This window comes from Rufibacter sp. LB8, assembly GCF_014876185.1.
In the GTDB taxonomy this organism is placed as follows: Bacteria; Bacteroidota; Bacteroidia; order Cytophagales; family Hymenobacteraceae; genus Nibribacter.
This window is the reverse complement of record NZ_JADALJ010000001.1, coordinates 2,954,540-2,975,345: the sequence shown is the minus strand read 5'-3', so window position 1 is coordinate 2,975,345 and position 20,806 is coordinate 2,954,540. Positions and strand designations below refer to the sequence as shown.

Genomic DNA, 20,806 nt, shown 5'->3' with positions numbered 1-20,806 from the left:
TTTGGTAATTTCGCGCCCTGATTTCACCTTTAATTTGTTGATTTAGCAATGGCATTCCAAAATAAGATGGCCTATAAAGAGCCAGCCCCAATCAAAGACAAAGAGAACCCGTTTGAGTCTATGATGTCCCGCTTCAACATTGCCGCGGAAGTGTTGGGTCTGGATGATGAAACCTATGAAGTGCTCAAGTCGCCAACGCGCCAGGTAATTGTGAACCTGCCCGTGACCATGGACAACGGCAGCGTGCGCGTGTTTGAAGGCTTCAGAGTCATTCACTCCAACATCCTGGGCCCATCTAAAGGCGGAATTAGATATGACGAAGGTGTTTTCCTGGACGAGGTAAAAGCCCTGGCCGCCTGGATGACCTGGAAATGCGCCGTGGTAGATATTCCGTACGGTGGTGCCAAAGGCGGTATCATCTGCAACCCTGCCACCATGTCGGCGGGAGAACTGGAGCGTTTAACGCGTGCGTATACCGTGGCGTTGATAGATACGTTCGGCCCAGACCAGGATATTCCGGCCCCAGATATGGGCACTGGCCCAAGAGAAATGGCGTGGTTGATGGATGAATACTCCAAGACCAAAGGCATGACCGTGAACTCCGTAGTGACGGGTAAACCGTTGGTATTGGGTGGCTCTTTGGGCAGAGTAGAAGCTACCGGCCGTGGCGTGATGGTGTCGGCCATGGCAGCCATGGAAGTGTTGGGCATGGACCCTACGCAGTCTACGGCGGCGGTACAAGGCTTCGGGAACGTAGGTTCCTGGGCTTCTAAATTACTGTCTGACCGCGGCGTGAAAATCTTGGGCGTAAGTGACGTGAGCGGTGCTTACTGGAACGAAAATGGCATTAACATTGACGAAGCCATCGCCTACAAAAATGCACACAACGGCCGCCTGGAAGGCTTTGTCGGTGCGCAGCCTATCACCAATGAAGAACTATTGACCTCTAAAGTTGACGTGTTGGTGCCTGCCGCCGTGGAAGATGTGATTACCGCCCGCAACGCAGACCAGATTCAGGCCCGCCTGATTGTGGAAGGCGCCAATGGCCCCACCTCGGCCAACGCCGATAAAATCATCAACGAGAAAGGCATTATGGTGGTGCCAGACATCTTGGCTAACTCCGGTGGGGTAACCGTTTCCTACTTCGAGTGGGTGCAGAACCGCCTGGGCTACAAGTGGAGCCTGGAAATGGTAACGGAACGTTCTGACCGGATTATGACCGAAGCCTTCAACAAAGTGTACGCCACGTCACAGAAATACAACGTGCCCATGCGGATTGCCGCCTATATTGTGGCCATCGATAAAGTTGCCCAGACGTATAAGTTCCGGGGTGGCTTCTAAACAGAGCTTATTTTCGCCTTTTTAAGGCCCAAAACGACTGCCTCTTCTCTTTTATTAGATAGGAGGCAGTTTTTTTTATATTTTTGCTTATTAAGCCGAAGGAGTTACTAATGAAAATTCACAAAGAAGGACGAAAGATTCTGTTTTTTACGCTCATGGGCTTGCTGCTCGTGAACTTGGCGCTCTACTATTTTAACGCCGAGCACACCATCTTCAATAGAATTTTCTCTGGGGCTTCGCTCATCGTTTTCCTGCTCATCCTTCAGTTTTTTAGGAGCCCGTACCGCAATTTTCTGCTGCATGAAGACCTCATTGTAGCGCCTGCCGACGGCAAAGTGGTTGTGATTGAGAACGTGGAGGAGCCTGAGTATTTCAAAGACGCGCGCAAGCAGATTTCCATTTTCATGTCGCCCATCAACGTGCACATCACGCGTAACCCGGTTTCTGGCATTGTGAAATATTTCAAGTACCACCCCGGCAATTACCTGGTGGCCTGGCACCCAAAATCCAGCACCAAGAACGAACGCACCACAGTAGTAGTAGAATCCACCGCGGGCCCCGAGGTATTGTTCCGGCAGATTGCCGGCGCCATGGCCCGCCGCATTGTGTGGTATGTCACTGAAGGCGATGAAGTAACCCAAGGCGAAGAGTTCGGGTTCATCAAGTTCGGTTCCCGCGTAGACATCTTCGTGCCCCTTGACACCGAGGTGAAAGTAGAACTGGGCCAGAAAACCAAAGGCGGCCAAACCATCATCGCGCAGTTGAAAACCACTAACTCTGGTTCCTTCTTTGGTTAGTATTCTTTAGTATCAAGTATCAAGTAGCAGGTAGCAAGACCTGGATTTTTTATAAAACGAAGAAGCCTTTCCTGGTTGAGGAAAGGCTTCTTCGTTTTTCCGTTTTCGGGCTCATTTCTGGAAATGAAGCCGAAAACGAGATTTGATAATGTCTTGCTACTTGCTACTTGATACCTGCTTCGTGATACTATAAAAACTCAAAACCAGTTCTCGGCCAGTTTCATCAGCTGCTCCAGGTATTTCTGGTCCACTTCATCGAAGTCATTGAGTTCGTCGCTGTCTACGTCCAGCACCATTTTCACCTCGCCATTTTTAATGACCGGCACTACAATCTCAGACTTAGAAGCACTGCTGCAGGCAATATGACCAGGGAACGCTTCCACGTCTGGCACTAAAATAGTTTCTTGGCGCGTGTAGCAAGCACCGCAGACCCCGCGGTGAAACGCAATGCGCGTGCACGCCACCGGCCCCTGGAACGGCCCCAATACCAATTCACCGTCTTTCACCAGATACGCGCCCACCCAGAAAAACCCGAAGGTCTCTTTCAAGGCCGCCATCACGTTGGCCAGGTTCGCGATTAAATCGGTCTCGGGGGCCACCAGCGCTTCAATCTGTGGAATTAATGCTTTGTATCTTTCTTCTTTGGAAAGCGAGGTGTCTATTAATAAATCTTCGGCCATAGGTATAATGTGCTAATTTTTGAATGTGCTGATGTGCTACTTCTAACTTCGTTCACTAGCACTCTAGTGATATAACTACAAAGGTAACCGCTGTAGTTTTCGGGAACAATGTCTTTGAGTATACCGGTTTCTTTGGCGTTGCGTGATTTTCCGTTTTCGGCTTCATTTCCAAAAACGAGCCCGAAAACGGAAAGCGGGAATGTTGGGATTGCCTCCAAAAATGGAAGAAGCTCAGGATGTGGGTACTTATAATAATCCGAAGTTATTCTGGTAAACGGTGAGTTCATCGTCACCTACCATGGTTCTGGAGTTGAAAGGCAAGATGGGCAGCTGCGGCGCAGAAACTCCATCGGTCAGGTTAACCGGGCTCCTGAAAATCCTGATTTCGTCCCAGAGGTTGAGTTGCAAGAAAGTTTCCAGCAGAAACGTGCCGCCTTCCACCAACACAGACTGCACGTTGCGTTGGTGCAGGTCAGTTAATAGCTGCTCCAACAAATTTTCTTCTGGCGAAAGGGGGATGTATTCAGTTTGGGTGGTTGCCGCTTTCTGCTGAAGCATATAGATAAGCGTAGGTTGGCTGCCGTCTAGCAAATAATGACTGGCTGGTATCTGCAGCTGTTTGTCAATGGCAATTCTGAGTGGGGCCGGTCCGGGCCAGTGGCGCACGTTCAGCTGGGGATTGTCGAAGATGGCCGTGCGGGTGCCCACTAGAATTGCCTGTTCCTCGGTTCGCCACTTATGCACCAGCTGCTTCGCCAATGGCCCAGAAATCTGGCAGGGCTGGCAGTTGGGCAAGGCAATAAATCCATCTGATGACTGCGCCCACTTTAAAACGATGTACGGCCGCTTTTTGGTCTGCACCGTGAAAAACCGACGGTTTACACCTATGCCTTCTTGTTCCAGAACTCCCAAATGAACTTTACAGCCGGCGTCCATCAACTTTTTGATGCCCTTACCGGCCACCAAGGGATTAGGGTCAGCGTTGCAAATGATTACATCTCGCACGCCGTGCTGCAACAGAAAATCAGCGCAGGGCGGCGTCTTCCCGTAATGCGAGCAAGGTTCCAGCGTGACATACACCTGGCTGTGGGGCAGCAGGCTTTTGTCAGCTACGCTGTTCAAGGCATTCACCTCAGCGTGCGGGCCGCCGTATTGCTGGTGCCAGCCTTCGCCAATGATTTTCTTGTCATGCACCACTACACAGCCCACTAGCGGATTGGGACGCACTTTTCCGGTTCCCAGAAGAGCCAAATCCAAGGCGCGGCGCATATATTTTTCAGAGGAGTCCATGGCAGTTTTTACGGCGAACAGAATTCTTTACGCCAATATCGGGGGTTTTTTCAGAAATTGCCCAAAACTTGACCGCATGCCCACCATTCAAGACGTTCTGCAACGGCTCAGCCAAACTCTGGTAACCCTCTACGAAGCCCCAGAAGCCCAGAGCATGGCCGAATGGGTGCTCCAGCATCTGTTAAAGGCGAGCAGGTTTGAGCTGCTGCAACGCAGGAAAGAGATATTCCCAGAATCGTTGGAAAGCCAATTGCATGATATTCAACAGCGATTGCTACAGCATCAGCCTATCCAATACGTGTTGGGCGAAGCTTCTTTCTATGGCAGGGATTTTTTGGTGACACCCGCGGTACTGATTCCCAGGCCAGAGACCGAGGAACTGGTGCAACTGGTCATCAAAGCTTTCCAACACCATCCAAATCCAAAATTGCTAGACATTGGCACGGGAAGCGGCTGTATTCCTATCACTTTGGCTGCTGAACTGCCGACTGCTGAACTATGGGGGTTAGATGTGTCTGCAGATGCCTTGAACATAGCCAAAAGAAATGCTGAAACGCTTGGGCAAAAGGTGACCTGGTTGCAGCAAGATATTCTTCAGGAAATCCCCGCAGTAGCCCCCGCTTCCCTGGATGCGGTCATCAGCAACCCACCCTATGTGCTGGAGGAGGAGAAACAGCTAATGCGGGAGAATGTGCTAGACTTTGAACCACACTTGGCGCTCTTTGTGCCAAACCATGACCCATTGCTATTCTACCGGCGCATTGCCCATTTGGCCCAGCATCTGTTGAAACCCGGTGGCAGGCTTTTCTTTGAGATTAACGAACGTTACGCTCAGGAAACACAGGACATGTTGCAGGAATCTGGCTACCAAGATGTGCAGATATTGCAGGATTTACGCGGGAAAGAACGAATGACGCTGGCTGTCTGGCCTAAATGATATTTGCCGCAGTTAGGTGAGTAGGCGTTACTGAATTAAGATTTGCCTGCAGAATTTGTTCCGGGCTTATTTTCAATCTGTGCCCAGATGTAGCTTCCGTTTTTGGCTCTATTTCTCAAATTGAAGCCAAAAACGAAAATATTGAAAGCCGAAATCCATTAGAAGTTGCCTTTTTCAGGCGTGTTTTGAAAACTTGTTCAGCTTCATCTGCTTCATTAGTAACGCGGTACCAATTCAAGTACTGTGAATTATTTTAAAAACTGTACCTTTGCCTTTTGTAAAGCATATCCCTGAATACGGTAATTCCGTAAGGAACCTGATTCTCGGAAGTCAAGAAAAGCAATGACCCACGGTAGCCCCCAGTATTTCGCCCATGAAACAGCCGTCATAGACAGCGGCTGCACCATTGGTGAAGGCACTAAAATCTGGCATTTTTCGCATATTATGCCGGGCTGCATCATTGGGGAACAATGTAACATCGGTCAGAACGTAGTCATCTCTCCAGATGTGGTTTTGGGTAGAAATGTCAAAATACAGAACAATGTGTCGGTCTACAGTGGTGTAACCTGTGAAGACGATGTTTTTTTAGGGCCGTCCATGGTGTTCACCAACGTGTTGAACCCACGCAGCGCTATCAACCGCCGCGGCGATTACCAGAAAACGCTAGTGCAGAAGGGTGCCAGCATTGGTGCGAATGCAACGGTAGTCTGTGGCAATACTATTGGAGCTTATGCCCTGGTGGGGGCCGGAGCTGTCATTACCAAAGATGTGCCGCCGTATGCCTTAGTATATGGAAATCCGTCACGCCAGTATGGCTGGGTAAGCGAGGCTGGCCACAAATTAGCTTTCAATGAAAAGAATGAAGCTGTTTGCCCAGAAACGGGCGAGCGCTACTCTTTAGAAAATAAAAGTGTAACTAAATTCTCCATCTAAAATATTCAACTGTGTACCAGCAACTCCTCAACAAAGAAGCCAAACTGGCCGTCATCGGACTAGGGTATGTAGGACTCCCCATTGCCCTAGAGTTCGCGAAAAAAATAAGTGTGATAGGGTTTGACATCAATGCCAAGCGTGTGGAGTTGATGAAAAACAACATTGACCCAAGCGGAGAATTAGAATCTTCGGCCTTTGATGGTGCTGACATCACGTTCACAGATGACCTGGAGGTACTGCGCGAAGCCAAGTTCTTCATTGTAGCCGTGCCCACCCCAATAGATGCGTACGCGCTACCTGATTTGAAGCCGCTGCTAGGCGCTTCCAGCACGGTAGGTAAAGTCTTGAAGCAGGGAGATTATGTGGTGTATGAATCAACCGTGTACCCCGGCTGTACTGAGGAAGACTGTATTCCAGTGTTGGAGCGTGAGTCTGGTCTAAAGTTCCACCAGGATTTCAAAGTGGGTTACTCACCGGAGCGCATTAACCCAGGTGACAAAGAACACACCCTTACCAAGATTGTGAAAGTGGTCTCTGGTTGTGATGCTGAATCTCTGGATGTAGTAGCCAAAGTGTATGAACTGGTGATTGAGGCTGGTGTGCACCGTGCGTCTTCCATCAAAGTGGCTGAAGCGGCTAAAATCATTGAGAACACCCAGCGTGACGTGAACATCGCGCTGATGAATGAATTGTCCATCATCTTTGACCGCATGGACATCAATACCTACGAGGTGTTGGAAGCCTCCGGCACCAAATGGAACTTCCTGAAATTCTTCCCGGGCCTGGTAGGTGGTCACTGTATTGGCGTGGACCCATATTATCTTACTTACAAGGCGAAGGCCCTAGGCTACGATTCTAAAATCATTTTGAGCGGCCGTACCATCAATGACGGAATGGGCGCGTATGTGGCCAGCAAAGCCATTAAAATGATGATAAAGGAAGGCAAAGCTATTTCTAAAGCGAAGGTTTTGGTGATGGGCGCTACCTTCAAAGAGAATGTGGAAGACATAAGAAACTCCAAAGTGGCAGACGTTATTAATGAACTGAAGAGCTTTGGGGTGCAGGTAGACGTGGTGGACCCGTATGCCTCTTCTGAAGAACTGAACCATGAATATGGGTTCGGATTGGTGGAGAACCCAACCAATGACTATGACGCCATCGTAGTAGCGGTGAACCACAAAGATTATTTAGGTTTTGACGAGGAATACTTCAAGAGCATCTCCTCAGACAGCCCTATTGTCATTGATTTAAAAGGTATTTACCGGAATAAGATTAAGAGCCTGCCTTACTGGAGTTTATAAATTAAACTATGCAGAAAATACTTGTTACAGGCGGCGCGGGCTACATTGGTTCTCACACAGTATTAGAGTTGGCCAATGCGGGGTATACGCCCATCATTGTAGACAACTTCAGTAACTCCGAAGAGCGCGTGCTGCAAGGCCTAGCGCAGATTCTGGGGCATGTGGTGGTTTGCCATAAAGTGGACTGTACTGATGCCGCTGCTCTGCAAGAAGTATTTTCACAGGAAGGAGATATTGCCGGGGTTATTCATTTCGCCGCGTTCAAAGCAGTAGGTGAATCTGTAGCGGAACCTTTGAAATACTACCAAAACAACATGGCTGGTTTGGTGACGCTGCTGCAAGTGATGGAGGCTAACAAGGTGCAGAACCTGGTTTTCTCCTCTTCCTGCACGGTGTACGGGGTACCGGAGAAACTGCCCGTGACTGAGGAAACGCCCACCCAGAAAGCGAATTCGCCTTACGGCAATACCAAGAAGATTGACGAGGAGATTCTGCAGGATATAGCCGCCAGCGGAAACTATGGTATTAAGACTATTGCTTTGAGGTATTTCAATCCCATTGGGGCGCATGAATCCGCGCTGATTGGAGAACTGCCCTTGGGGGTGCCCAATAACTTGGTGCCGTTTATTACGCAAACCGCAGCCGGTATCAGGGAAAGCCTGACCGTTTTCGGAACTGACTATGACACGCCAGACGGTAGCAACGTGCGCGACTACGTGCATGTGGTAGATTTGGCCAAGGCACATGTAACTGCTATTCAACGGCTTGAGAAACCTGCGTCCGTCGCATTTGAGGTCTTCAACATAGGCACTGGCCAAGGCAGTTCGGTTTTAGATGTAGTGAAAGCCTTTGAGAAAGCATCTGGCAAACCATTCAACTATAAGATTGGTCCGCGCCGCGCCGGCGATGTGCCTGCCATCTACGCAGATGTGACCAAAGCTACCCAAGAGCTAGGTTTTAAAACGTCGCTTTCTTTGGAAGAAAGTCTAGCCAGCTCCTGGAAATGGCAGCAGCAATTAATGAAATAAAATATAACAGATAGATTGATGAAGATTTTAATCACCGGAGGAGCAGGTTTTATTGGGTCGCATGTGGTGCGGTTGTTCGTGAACAAGTACCCTAACTACCAAATCTACAACCTGGACAAGCTGACTTATGCGGGCAACCTGCAGAACCTGACCGACATAGAGAATGCGCCCAACTATACCTTCATCAAAGGCGACATCACCAATCAGGAATACATCAACAACTTATTCCTGGAACATAAGTTTGATGCGGTCATGCACCTAGCCGCTGAATCGCACGTGGACCGGTCTATCACAGACCCCATGGCCTTTGTGCGCACCAATGTGAACGGCACCTGTAACTTGCTGCACGCCGCCAAAGAACTCTGGAAGGAAGATTACTCTGGTAAGATTTTCTACCACATCTCCACAGATGAAGTGTATGGTTCCCTGGGCGAGGAAGGAATGTTCACCGAGGAAACGGCATATGACCCTCGGTCCCCGTATTCGGCGTCCAAAGCCAGTTCTGATCATTTTGTGCGCGCGTATTACCACACCTACGGTTTGCCGGTAAAGGTTTCTAACTGCTCCAACAACTACGGACCGAACCATTTTCCGGAGAAGCTTATTCCGCTGGCGCTCAACAACATCAAGAACAACAAGCCCGTGCCGGTCTACGGAAAAGGTGAGAACATCAGAGATTGGTTGTATGTGATTGACCACGCGCGGGCCATTGATGATGTGTTCCACAAAGGAAAAATGGGCGATACCTACAACATTGGCGGGGTGAACGAGTGGAAGAACATTGACCTCATCCATCTGCTCTGCGACATCATGGACCAGAAATTAAGCCGTGAGCAGGGCACTTCAAGGCAGTTAATCACCTTTGTGACTGACCGTGCCGGCCATGACTTGCGTTACGCCATTGACTCTTCTAAAATCATGAACGAGTTGGGCTGGAAACCATCTGTCACGTTTGAAGAAGGCCTGGAGAAAACCGTTGACTGGTACCTGCAGCACGAAGAATGGTTGCAGAATGTTACCTCAGGTAATTATCAGGCCTACTACAACGAACAGTATAACCGTTAAGATTTTCCGTTTTCGGGCTCATTTTCAGAAATGAGCCCGAAAACGGAAATGTTTTCATGACGTGCCTATCGTTTAAGGAAAGGCATAAGTACCATAAACGTTAGATGTTAAGGAGTAAGTTGTTTTGAGGCTCATTTCCAGAAACCAGGTCAAAAACGGCGCCATCCTTAATCCCTAATTCTCAATTCATAATTAAACTAGGTGTACAATTCCCCATTCCATAGCGGCTCTCTGGAGCAAACCTCTTTTCTGGTGACCGGCGGCGCTGGCTTTATTGGCTCCAACCTGGTAGAATACCTGCTGAAGTACAAAGCCAGAAAAGTACGCGTGCTGGATAATTACTCCAACGGTTTCCATAAAAATTTGCGGGCATTTGAAGGCAACGAGCGGTTGGAAGTGCTGGAAGGCGATATCCGGAACCTGGAAATTTGCATGCAGGCTTGTGAAGGAATGGATGTGGTGTTGCACCAAGCAGCGCTGGGCTCGGTTCCGCGTAGCGTGAAAGACCCGGTCACCTCCAATGAAGTGAACGTGGGCGGTTTCGTGAACATGCTGATGGCCACCAAGGAGCAGGGTGTGAAACGCTTTGTCTATGCTGCGTCTTCGTCTACGTACGGTGACAGTAAATCTTTGCCTAAGGTGGAAGACGTGATTGGGCGGCCATTGTCGCCGTACGCGGTGACCAAGTATGCCAATGAATTATATGCTGATGTGTTCGGGAAGACGTATGGCATGGAAATCATCGGGCTGCGGTATTTCAACATCTTCGGGCCGCGGCAAGACCCTAATGGGGCCTATGCGGCGGTGATTCCGTTGTTTATTGATGCGGTGCTGAACGGGAAATCACCTAAAATAAACGGCGATGGCGGGCAAACGCGGGACTTTACCTTCGTGGAGAACTGTGTGGAGGCCAACATTAGAGCCGCTTTGGTAGAAAAACCAGAGGCTATCAACCAAGTCTACAACATTGCCGTGGGCGACCGGACTTCTTTGAATGACCTGTTCAATATTCTCAAGGATGAAGCCGGCGTAGACATCACCCCAGAATATGGTCCGGAGCGCGCCGGTGACATCAGAGACAGCCTCGCCGATATCTCTAAAGCAGAAAAACTATTGGGTTATCAGCCACAGATTAAAATAAGAGAAGGTCTGCAGAATACGCTGGCCTGGTTTAAAGAAAACCAAGATTTCATCTACAATCAGAAATAGAACATGAAAGGAATAGTTTTAGCAGGCGGTTCGGGCACGCGGTTGCACCCACTTACGCTGGCGGTGAGCAAGCAATTGATGCCGGTGTACGACAAACCCATGATTTATTATCCTTTGTCAACTTTAATGCTGGCGGGGATTAAAGACATTCTGATTATTTCTACGCCGCATGACCTGCCCATGTTTGAGCGTCTACTGGGCGATGGCAGCCAGATTGGCTGTAACTTCAGCTACCAGGTGCAGGAAGTGCCTAACGGTCTGGCCCAAGCGTTTGTATTAGGTGCCGATTTTGTGGGCCGAGACAAGGCTGCGCTGATTCTAGGCGATAATATTTTCTACGGATCTGGCATGAGCCAACTCTTGCAGGCCAACAATGACCCAGACGGCGGCGTGGTGTATGCCTACCATGTGCAGGACCCGGAACGCTACGGCGTGGTGGAGTTTGACGCTGACATGAAAGCCGTTTCCATTGAGGAAAAGCCCAAGCAACCCAAGTCAAACTACGCCGTGCCGGGTTTGTACTTCTATGATAATGATGTAATTGACATCGCCAAGAACCTGGAGCCCAGCCCACGCGGTGAATACGAAATCACCGATGTGAACAAAGAATATCTTCGCCGGGGTAAGTTGAAAGTAGGTATTTTAGATCGAGGAACCGCTTGGTTAGACACGGGTACCATTCAGTCTCTGATGCAGGCCGCCACGTTTGTGCAAGTGATTGAAGAGCGCCAGGGCCTGAAGATCGGTTCTATTGAGGAAGTGGCCTACCGTATGGGCTTCATCAACGCAGAACAGTTGCAGCGCGTGGCAGAACCGCTCAGAAAAAGTGGCTACGGCGATTATCTGTTGAGTATCTTGAAGTAAGCATCTTCTTAGAAAGCTATCAAAAGGCCTCTGTTCTTCTTGAGCAGAGGCCTTTCTGTTTTGAAGTTCGATTTACTGATTCCCGTTTTCAGCTCCATTTCCAGAAACGAGGGCAAAAACAGAAAACGTAGTGTCGCGGTACTGACACGATGTGGTCCTGCGCAGCAATTAGGTTTCAATTAACCGATTTCTGGCTTTGCAATTTCTCCTTGGAATTAAGGCTCTCGACTAGGGAGATGTTCCCGTTTCATGGAGACACGTCGTATCAGTGCTACGACGCTACATTTCTGACATGCGTTTTCGGCTTCGTTTCCAGAAATGAGGCCAAAAACGGGAACCTAACCAGGAAAGAGAAGACCCACGACCAAACCAGTAAGAATCAAAGCCGGAGCGGGAATTTTAGTCCATTGCAGCAGCGCAAATGTGGCCACCACCAACCCGAAGTTGTACGGGGTGTTCTCAATAGGATGGTAGAGCATGATGGCCGCCGCGCAAACCATACCAGAGCCCACGGCGTTAATGCCTTCCAGGGAGGCTTGTATGACGCGGTATTTGCGTAGCCCTTCCCAGAACCTGATCACGAAGAATATCAGAAACGTGCCCGGCAGAAAAATGGCGATGGTGGAAATGACACCGCCTACAAGTTGTCCGGTCCAGCCGTAGGGCCGCATAGACAAGGCGCCAATGTAGGAGCAAAAGGAAAAAACCGGACCCGGCAAAGCCTGCACCATGGCAAACCCAGACAGAAACTCCTTGGGCTGCAGGTAGCCTTTGAACTCCACAAACTCGGTGTACATCACGGGAATCAACACCTGGCCGCCACCAAAAATCAAACTTCCGTTCCGGTAAAAGTTCTCAAACAAAAGCACGGCGCGTAATTGGGTGTAGCGGCCTAGCAAAGCGGCTGCCACAAACACGCCAATGAAGAGTAGAAAATTCGCCCATTCCACTTTCATGGGTACTTTCTCCAGAATGGGCTGTTGATAAAACCTGATGGCAGTGAGGCTTCCGCCGGCCAGCAGCAACACCGGAAACACCCACGGCGACCGGAAGAAAAACGCCAGAATAGCCGAGAAGACCATAATCACAATGCCGCCCTTGGTGTGCACCACTTTGGAACTGATGCGCCAGGCGGCAAAGGCCACAAAACCAACGGCCATGGGCTGGATAAACCGCGTGAACCCCAGCGGCGCGCCCTTGCTGCCCAGAAACGAGATGACCAGGGCTGCCGCAATCATAATCAAAGCCGCCGGGGCAATCCAGACCAGCAGAGTGAGGTAGGCCAGGTTGGGTCCGCCTACTTTATAGCCAATGGCGGTGATGGTCTGGGTAGAGGAGGGGCCGGGTAGAATCTGACAGAGCGCGTTCAATTCCAGCAATTCCTGCTCGGTGACGTACCGCCGTTTTTCTACCATGGTGCGCAGCATCATGGCAATATGCGCTTGCGGGCCGCCAAACGCGGTGAGCGAGAGGGTGGCCACGTCTTTCAAAAAAATGTAGTTACGAGGACGCAAGGGCAGTTAGGAAAAAGGCGCTGTAGAGCAGCTAATTTTTAAAAATAGCTATAAAAACGAAAGGAGCCCTACGGCTCCTTTCAAAATCAGTAATAATACTTGCTATTTTTTCAATCCTAGCTCAACCAGGCGCTCATTCAGGAAATCACCGGCGGTAATGTCTGGGAACTGCTTGGGGTTCTGTTCGTTAATGCAGCTCTCCAGGCAAGTCAAATCCATCTCAGAACGCGGGTGCATGAAAAACGGAATAGAGAACCGTGACGTGTTCATCAACTCCCGTGGCGGGTTCACCACACGGTGGATGGTGGACTTGAGCTTGTTGTTGGTATGGCGGGAAAGCATGTCGCCCACGTTCACAATTACCTGTTCCGGCAGGGCCGTGATAGGAATCCATTTGCCGTCGCGGCGAAGTACTTGCAGGCCGTCTGCGGAAGCGCCCATTAGCAAGGTAATCAAGTTAATGTCACCGTGCTCGGCGGCGCGTACGGCATCAGCAGGCACGGCGTCTGGGTTCTCAATAGGGAAATAGTGGATAGGCCGAAGGATGCTGTTGCCGTTATGCACTTTGGCATCGAAATAATCCTCAGACAAGCCTAAATAAATAGCTAAGGCTTTCAGAACTTGCTTGCCCGCGTTCTCCAGACGTTGGTAGGCCTCCAAAGCTACTTCCTGGAACTCGGGTACCTCTGCCGGCCACACGTTGTCTGGGTATTCTTCTTTGATGGGGTCATTGTCGGTGACTTCCTGGCCCACGTGGTAGAACTCTTTGAGGTCGCCGGTGTTGCGGCCTTTGGCGTGCTCCTTGCCTTTGCCCACGTAGCCGCGCTGGCCGGCCAAACCAGGAATCTCGTATTTCTGCTTCACGTCATCTGGCAGCGCGAAGAATTTCTTGATGGCAGCGTACAGTCTATCTGTAAGGTCATCGGAAAGACCGTGGTTTTTGAGGGCGGCGAAGCCAATGTTCTGGTGGGCATCGCCCATGGCCTGCACAAAAGCGGCTTTGCGGGCCGGGTCACCAGAGGTGAAATCGGCCAGGTCTAAGGAGGGAATTTCCTCTAATAATGTATGGTCCATAAGGCGTAGCGTAGCTATTCTTGAAACGTAGTTTTTAAGCTCGGCAAGTTACGAATTTTCTATCTTTGAAACATTCTCCGTAGTTATACGAAAACCTATAGTACTATGAAAAAGAAGAACCTATCATTCCTGGCCGTTTCGGCTATGCTTTTGGCGGCTGCCTGCAGTGAGAGCAGCACCACCAAGACCACAGAAACTAGCACAGAGGACCACACCGTGGCACATGACACCGCGGGCGTGCAGCACAACGGCGCCATGGGCACGCCCATGGAGAAAGGCGGCCTCAAAGTGTATTCCTACAGCAACTCGGTTGATTTCCCAGACGCTAAACTTACCTTGGGCAAACCTGAGAAAAACGGCAAAGTGACCGGCGACTCCACCGCTTTTGAGTACACCGTAGCGAATTACCAGCTGAGCCAGCAGACCACAGACGCGGGCAACCATGAGCACGCCAACTCCAAAGAAGGCCAGCACATCCACAACATTGTAGACAATGAGCCTTACACGGCGCACTACAAGCCAACGTTCAACAAAGCCATTAAGCCCGGCCAGCACGTGGTCTTGTCGTTCCTGTCCAGGTCTTACCATGAGAGCATCAAACACCAAGGTGCCTATGACCTGCGCGTGATCAACGTGGGCAACGCGGCACCTAATGCCACCAAGTTTGACGAAAGCGCCCAGCACCTGTTCTACAGCCGCCCCAAAGGCGAATACAAAGGCCCGGACACCAAAAAAGTGATGCTGGACTTCTACCTGGTGAACACTACCCTGAACAAAGAAGGCAACAAAGTGCGCGCCACCATCAACGGCAATGAGTTCATTCTGGACCAGTGGTTGCCATATTTGGTGGAAGGTCTGCCCATGGGCGAAAACACCTTCAAGCTAGAGTTGATCAACAGCCAGGGCCAGGTGATTCCGGGTCCGTACAACACCGTGGAGCGCAAAATCACGCTCAAAGAATCCTAAGCGTACCTGCTTTCCCAATACCCGTAGAGCCGACTTTTAAGTCGGCTCTATTTGGTTAAGGCTGAAATTTGGGGAAATGGAATTTCCGTTTTTGGGCCCATTTCTGGAAATGAGCCGAAAAACGCTATCTTCCTCCTGTAAACCTGTATGCCATGAAAAAATCTGTCGCCGGTGCCCTGCTGTTGGTGCTGTTGTTAAGTGCCTTCCCCTTGCTTGCGCAAGCCCTGGGAACCCAATACGTCAACAACACCGTGGTGAAAAGCGGCATGGGCCTGGGGTCTGTGCTGGCCGTGGTCACTTCCTAGACCCGGAACCGCTCCATCTTGTGGGCCATTTTCCATGCCATTTGTGGGTGGCTGTATGTGGGTTATTTCCAGATCACCAGAACCGCAGAGGAACGCCGGTTCTAGCAGTTAGCACTCGCTGCCAGTTGATTTTTTAAATTCGATGCAAAGGAGTGACGCTGAAGTTTCCGTTTTTGGCTTCATTTCTAGAAACGGGCCCGAAAACGGGAAGTCAACTTCTGGCGGCCTTCCATCACCTAACCCAAGCCTATGAAAAACCTTTCGTTTCTACTGGACCTCAAGTTTGACCCCAGCCTGAGCATTAACGCAGACGGCAAACACGTGCGCGACGGCCTTTCTACCGCTCTTCGCACCGGCGACTACCTGTGGCTGAGCTGTGACGAGCGCACTTCGCTGGAGCGCCTGAAAAAAGTTGGCGAACACACTTACGCCGAGCACACCCACTTTGACCTCACCCAGTACCTGGACCTGCCAGACGGCACCAACTCAGAGATTGACATTGAAGGCCTGGGCGAAGCGGGTGGCTACCTGTGGCTGGTGGGCTCGCACAGCCTCAAGCGCAAGAAACCCCGGGCCGGTGACTCGGTGGAGAAGCAACTGAAACGCTTGGCCCAGGTCAAGGCAGACCCTAACCGCTATCTGTTGGCCCGCGTGCCCTTGGTGCAAGATTCTGAAACCGGCGAATACACGCTCTGCAAGTCCTGCTCAGACCCTAATGACCCCACAAAAACCCTCAGGGCGGCGCAACTGCTGGGCAATGACAAAGAAAACCAACTCATGGAAGCCCTCAAGGAAGACCCGCACGTGGCACCTTTCCTGGCCATTCCAGGCAAAGACAACGGCTTTGACATTGAAGGCCTGGCCCTGGACGGCGACCGCGTTTTTGTGGGTCTGCGCGGGCCCGTTTTGCGCGGCTGGGCCATGGTGCTGGAACTCAAACTGCAAGACGCCCCTGAGGAAGGGTACCTGCAACTCATGCCATTCCCGGGCTCAGGTGAACTCTACCAAAAGCATTTCCTGAACATGAACGGCAAAGGCATACGCGAGCTCCGGATTCTCAACCAAGACCTCTACGTGCTGGCCGGCCCCACCATGGATTTGGACGGCGCTATTGCCGTGTACCGCTGGCCAAACGCCATGCCGCAGTCTCTGGGTGGCTCACAGGTGGTGCACCGTAAAGAACTGGACCGCCTGTTTGAGGTACCCCACGGCAGCGGGTTCACCGCCGGCCAAGACAAAGCCGAAGGCCTGGCCATTTATGATGATAACCATTTGCTGGTGGTCTATGACAGCCCCTCGGCCATTAGAAAACCTCTGGAAGACGGCGTGCTGGCAGATGTGTACCGCATTGCTAAGTAGCATGAATGATCTGTAGTAGGCTTATAATTACTTACTTGTAGGTATTGAGTAGATGTGGGGTCCATTATAAATTTGCGGTTAGGGCTATGTCCTTCAATACAATTTATTGTCATCCATTTCTTACTTAACCAATACCTTATGCCTAAACTTTACAAATCTACATGGCAGGTCTTGTGCACCTTTGCTTTTTTGATGATGAGCCTTGTCGTTACAAAAGCGCAAGCTCAAACAGTCTTTGTTCAGCCAGTTCAAATAGGTGAAAACCTCTTTGCTCCACCCGCCAAGAACATAGCACCAGGAAGTACCAATAACATTCTAACAGTATTTTCTGCTACTCCTTCTACTGCCCAAGCCATGCTAACGTCGCTGGTACTTACCACTACTGGTACGTACCAGGCCAGTGATGTTCTTGGTTTTAGATTATGGTATGCTACTGGTTCAGACTTTGACCCCAGTAATGTTCAACGGGCAACGCTTATTTCTACCAAACCAACTGTCGCTAGTGGGAATACGCTGGTGTTCAATGGTTTGTCTCGAGTGATTAATGCCAGCCAAGGAGCTTTCTTTTACGTGACGGTAGACTTAGCTGCCAACGCTACAGTTAATCGTACTATTTCTTTTACCCAAACGCCTTATTCTAACATTGTCTTTACGGGGGCCACTACCCAAGGCCAAAGCTCTGGGTTGCCTGCTACTTCGGTCCAAACCATTGGGGCTCCCTTGGCCCTCGTTCAGATAAACGCCTATCAAGACGATGATGCGAAGGTGTCTCCCGGCTCCACCAAAATTGAATTAGGCAGGTACTCTATGTATATAACGCAAGGAAACGCCGAGTTGAGGTCTTTCCAGTTGCCGGTTAGGGGATCCTTTACTACGGCAGATATAGCAGCAAATGGCTTTAAACTATACGCCAACAATGCCCTGACAGATTTCGAGGATGTGCTTCTTGGTACTGGAACGCTTTCTAATGGCGTGGTTACTTTCTCTAACTTAAACTATGCACTAAACCTGAGCCAAGAGAGAGACTATGAGTACTTTGATTTTAAGGTAACGGCAGACATTGCCTCTGGCGCAACGGTAGGTAGAACCTTGGGAATTGGCCAAGGAAACGTATCTGACTTTGTGTTTGGGCCTACAGAAAGGGTGGAGGGGCAGTTTTCTGAAGGGGCTTTGTTCACCATAGCTCTGCCAAACGTCACCATTACCTCAGTAGGTCCGGCGGCGGGTACCGTGTCACCGGGAGCTATCAATCATCTGGTGTATAAAGTAAAAGCTGCATCCGCTAACGCTAACACCTCGTTCACTAGGCTAGTCTTTAGGCCAACCGGTACTTTCCAAGCTTCTGATGTCACCAGGTTTAAATTGTTTGGGGGTGATGCGGACGGATATGAGGCAGACGAGCCTTTTGCCACTGCCTCTTCTGTAGGGCCAGGCAATGCGCTTACCTTTAATCTCACAGACATTTCTTTAGAGGAAGGCTCAGAAGGGTACATCTATTTAGTGGCCGACATGGCGACCACAGCTGTGAATGGGCGCACTATTCAGATACAACCTCTCACCACTAATGATATCACCATTGCTTCTGGTACTATTACCCTCACGGCTAGCGCTGGCGGGGTACAGACCATCACTACTCCAGCCGTGGCGTTTACCGCAAGCGGCCCGGCGACAGGCATTGTAACTCCGCGTACTATAGGTGTTCTGCATACCGTAAAAGTGAATGTGACCAATGCGGCAGCTACGCTTTTAGAGGCTGCTTACCAACTCTCCGGTTCCTACCAGCCTTCTGATTTCGGGGACACGTATGATGAAAACGGCGATGGCATTGCCGACGGGATAGAAGGAATTTACTTAGTGTATCACAAAACACCTAATGTTTTAAGAGAGGTGGAGCAGGACGACGTACAGCTCCTGAACTACCGCGAGTCATTATTGCCTGCCTCGGGTAGTACCCTAACGTTTAGTTTCAACCCGAACAATGCAGATGATGACCTAAATCCTACTTTGCCGCTGGGCGAAGGCTATGTGTCTTTGGTAGTGGAAGTAGCTGAAAACGCGGTTTTAGGCCGTACCATCCAGGCCTCCACCAATGGGCTGGCTAATTTCACCCTGGCTTCCGGAAACAAAACCGGTAGCTTGGGCAATGGCGGCCTGCAGACAATAGGAAAAGCCTCTGTCACCATTAGTGCCGTGTCTACGCCAGCCGCCGCTATTTCCACCAACAGGGCAAGGTTCCCGGTCTATGCGTTTAAAGTAGAGGCAGCCAACGCCACTGCTATCTTAAGCGAGGTAACCCTCACTACCGCCGGAACCTACCAGCAAGGTGACATCAATGATTTTCAACTCTATGCCAGCTCTGATGCCACCTTCAATGCGAATGACGATAATATCATTGGCTATGCTCCTGCAACGGCAAGCGGCAGTGTGCTCCAGTTCGATGACCTGGACCGCGAGGAAATTGTGCCAGGAATGCCGGTCTACTTTTTTGTGGTAGCCAATGCATACAGCAACGAGGCCGTTGGCCGTACTTTTTCTATCATGGCAACCCCAGCCAGCGCCTTTACTTTTATAGCCGCAGATATTACCGGTTCCTTCCCGCTGGCGGCTGGTGGAGTGCAGACATTCACCAATCCTACCATCTCCGCCACCGGCCCTAGCCAAACAGCCCAAAACTTGGCCGCCGGCACTACTAGAAATATTGTGCACAGGTTTAGCGTGACCGTATCAGGAGCAGACGCAGAATTAACTGGTATACAACTCATGACAAGAGGTACGTATTCTAGTGCAGACCTAGGCGATTCTGGATTTTCTATATGGTACAACTCCACTAATTCTTTCGCCGGCAGCCAATTGGTCCGTAGCTTTGGAGCGTTGCCCACTGAGTTAGATTATACCACATCTATTGAGCAAAGCATACAGGCAGGGACTACGGGTTATTTCTTTATCACGGCAGACCTTGCCGCCTCGGCCACGGTGAATCGGACCATTCAAATGGAGGTTAAGAAACTGCAGTTCGGTACGCAAGAAGTAATGTTGTCTGCCAATGCGCTTTCTGCGTTGCATGTCATCTCTGCCCCATTGGCGGTGCCGAATTTAGCCGTAACATATCCAATGGTGTCTGGCGCTACGCTGGCAGCAGGCACCACTAACCACGTTATTTACCGTTTTAACGTAGCAGCCTCTAATGCCAATGCTCAAGTGAACTATCTGGACTTCAGACTTGGCGGCGATTTTAATGTTTCTGATTTGGCGGCCAATGGAATAAAAGTGTGGTATAATACTACTGACGCTTTTGCCGGTAGTACGGTAGTCGCAAGCTTTCCCCCCCAACAAAGCTTTGGCGAATTAACCAGTACCATTAACAATTTGCAAATCAACAGCGGTACAACCGGTTATTTCTTTATTACCGCTTCTTTGGCACCCCAGGTGAGAAATAACAACAATATCCTGATTGACCAAATCAGGGAGCTGGGTTTTGTGTCTGGGAATGTCTCCGTGACGAATAGCCCTAGAGGCGCCCGGTTTACTTTCAGCAACCCGTTAAGCGTGGCCGCTGATTTCGCTACCGCAGGCTCCGTGCTCTATCCTAACCCGTCTGCCAAAGGCGGTCTGCTCACCATTGCCACTGGTAATAGCCAACCAAAGAATGTTGTGGTTTATAATCTAAGCGGAAGCGTCATTGCAGAAGCCTCTTTTACTGAAGACAAGCAGCTACAGCTGTCTGAAGGGTTGCAAAGTGGGCTCTATTTAGTGAAGATAGTGAACCTGATGACCAACCAAGTAGAGGTTAGAAAACTGATGGTGCAATAACATAACTCTGTCAAATTTCTTTCTAGAAAGGGCTTCTTGTTATAAGAAGCCCTTTCTTATGGAGGTATAGGCAAATGATTTGTATACCCAGCCATTACTACCACGTTGTAAGGACAACACCCTGTTTTTAGGCTCATTTCCAGAAACAAAGCTGAAAAAGTACCATATTAAAAGTATGCTTGCCTGTCTTTTAAGTATTGCCGCTATTGACCAGGCCCAAGTCACTGGACCATGCTGGGCAAAGCATCGAAGCAAACGGCGGCGCATATCACCATTTGGGTAGAAAAAACGGCTTATGCACCACCCTAGATGAGAAAGGAGAGGTCACCGTGC

The 20,806-nt window shown here is 50.1% G+C and carries 17 protein-coding genes; 13 read left to right on the top strand and 4 right to left on the bottom strand.

Annotated elements, in window-relative coordinates; all coding sequences use genetic code 11:
- The first annotated feature begins 66 nt into the window (after positions 1–66).
- Entirely contained in the window at positions 67–1,341 is a 1,275-nt protein-coding gene (locus tag IMY23_RS12495) for a Glu/Leu/Phe/Val dehydrogenase (RefSeq protein WP_192822408.1), read from the top strand.
- Between the two features lie 110 nt (positions 1,342–1,451).
- Positions 1,452–2,138, top strand: coding sequence for a phosphatidylserine decarboxylase family protein (locus IMY23_RS12490; RefSeq protein ID WP_192822407.1), 687 nt, complete (start codon positions 1,452–1,454; stop codon positions 2,136–2,138).
- 197 nt (positions 2,139–2,335) lie between these two features.
- Here the strand turns inward: IMY23_RS12490 and IMY23_RS12485 are convergent, their stop codons facing one another.
- Together IMY23_RS12485 and ribD are read right to left on the bottom strand one after the other, a co-directional pair.
- Positions 2,336–2,818 carry a GAF domain-containing protein gene (locus IMY23_RS12485; RefSeq protein ID WP_192822406.1) on the bottom strand — a complete coding sequence of 161 codons (483 nt, stop codon included), beginning with the start codon at positions 2,816–2,818 and terminating at the stop codon, positions 2,336–2,338.
- A gap of 246 nt (positions 2,819–3,064) precedes the next feature.
- On the bottom strand, positions 3,065–4,108 hold the full coding sequence (ribD, locus tag IMY23_RS12480; RefSeq protein WP_192822405.1) for a bifunctional diaminohydroxyphosphoribosylaminopyrimidine deaminase/5-amino-6-(5-phosphoribosylamino)uracil reductase RibD: 1,044 nt from the start codon (positions 4,106–4,108) through the stop codon (positions 3,065–3,067).
- A gap of 76 nt (positions 4,109–4,184) precedes the next feature.
- Between ribD and prmC the strand changes: the two genes are divergently transcribed.
- The 7 genes from prmC (at position 4,185) to rfbA (ending at position 11,445) form a co-directional block, all read left to right on the top strand.
- Positions 4,185–5,045, top strand: coding sequence for a peptide chain release factor N(5)-glutamine methyltransferase (gene prmC / locus IMY23_RS12475; protein WP_192822404.1), 861 nt, complete (start codon positions 4,185–4,187; stop codon positions 5,043–5,045).
- Positions 5,046–5,387: 342 nt separating this feature from the next.
- Positions 5,388–5,978: an acyltransferase gene (locus tag IMY23_RS12470; protein WP_192822403.1), complete on the top strand. Its 591-nt coding sequence runs from the start codon at positions 5,388–5,390 to the stop codon at positions 5,976–5,978.
- An 11-nt stretch (positions 5,979–5,989) separates the two neighbouring features.
- Positions 5,990–7,279: a nucleotide sugar dehydrogenase gene (locus IMY23_RS12465; RefSeq protein WP_192822402.1), complete on the top strand. Its 1,290-nt coding sequence runs from the start codon at positions 5,990–5,992 to the stop codon at positions 7,277–7,279.
- Positions 7,280–7,287: 8 nt separating this feature from the next.
- Positions 7,288–8,307, top strand: a complete 1,020-nt coding sequence (gene galE, locus IMY23_RS12460) for a UDP-glucose 4-epimerase GalE (protein ID WP_192822401.1) — start codon at positions 7,288–7,290, stop codon at positions 8,305–8,307.
- An 18-nt stretch (positions 8,308–8,325) separates the two neighbouring features.
- Positions 8,326–9,372 carry a dTDP-glucose 4,6-dehydratase gene (rfbB, locus tag IMY23_RS12455; RefSeq protein ID WP_192822400.1) on the top strand — a complete coding sequence of 349 codons (1,047 nt, stop codon included), beginning with the start codon at positions 8,326–8,328 and terminating at the stop codon, positions 9,370–9,372.
- A 201-nt stretch (positions 9,373–9,573) separates the two neighbouring features.
- A complete protein-coding gene (locus tag IMY23_RS12450; protein ID WP_192822399.1) occupies positions 9,574–10,581 on the top strand; it encodes an SDR family oxidoreductase in 1,008 nt (335 codons plus the stop codon).
- A gap of 3 nt (positions 10,582–10,584) precedes the next feature.
- Complete coding sequence (rfbA, locus tag IMY23_RS12445) at positions 10,585–11,445, top strand: glucose-1-phosphate thymidylyltransferase RfbA (protein WP_192822398.1); 861 nt, start codon at positions 10,585–10,587, stop codon at positions 11,443–11,445.
- A 338-nt stretch (positions 11,446–11,783) separates the two neighbouring features.
- Here rfbA and chrA read toward each other — a convergent pair whose 3' ends face one another.
- Together chrA and IMY23_RS12435 are read right to left on the bottom strand one after the other, a co-directional pair.
- Positions 11,784–12,959 carry a chromate efflux transporter gene (gene chrA / locus IMY23_RS12440; RefSeq protein ID WP_192822397.1) on the bottom strand — a complete coding sequence of 392 codons (1,176 nt, stop codon included), beginning with the start codon at positions 12,957–12,959 and terminating at the stop codon, positions 11,784–11,786.
- Between the two features lie 102 nt (positions 12,960–13,061).
- A complete protein-coding gene (locus IMY23_RS12435) occupies positions 13,062–14,033 on the bottom strand; it encodes an isopenicillin N synthase family oxygenase (protein ID WP_192822396.1) in 972 nt (323 codons plus the stop codon).
- 105 nt (positions 14,034–14,138) lie between these two features.
- Here IMY23_RS12435 and IMY23_RS12430 point away from each other — a divergent pair, with 105 nt between their 5' ends.
- From IMY23_RS12430 to IMY23_RS12415, 4 genes are all read left to right on the top strand, one after another.
- Positions 14,139–14,999, top strand: coding sequence for a hypothetical protein (locus IMY23_RS12430; protein WP_192822395.1), 861 nt, complete (start codon positions 14,139–14,141; stop codon positions 14,997–14,999).
- 152 nt (positions 15,000–15,151) lie between these two features.
- A complete protein-coding gene (locus IMY23_RS12425) occupies positions 15,152–15,304 on the top strand; it encodes a hypothetical protein (protein WP_192823842.1) in 153 nt (50 codons plus the stop codon).
- A 249-nt stretch (positions 15,305–15,553) separates the two neighbouring features.
- Positions 15,554–16,663 (top strand): DUF3616 domain-containing protein, encoded by a 1,110-nt coding sequence (locus tag IMY23_RS12420; protein ID WP_192822394.1) that lies wholly within the window; start codon positions 15,554–15,556, stop codon positions 16,661–16,663.
- 354 nt (positions 16,664–17,017) lie between these two features.
- Positions 17,018–20,473, top strand: coding sequence for a T9SS type A sorting domain-containing protein (locus IMY23_RS12415; protein ID WP_192822393.1), 3,456 nt, complete (start codon positions 17,018–17,020; stop codon positions 20,471–20,473).
- The last annotated feature ends 333 nt before the right edge of the window (positions 20,474–20,806 follow it).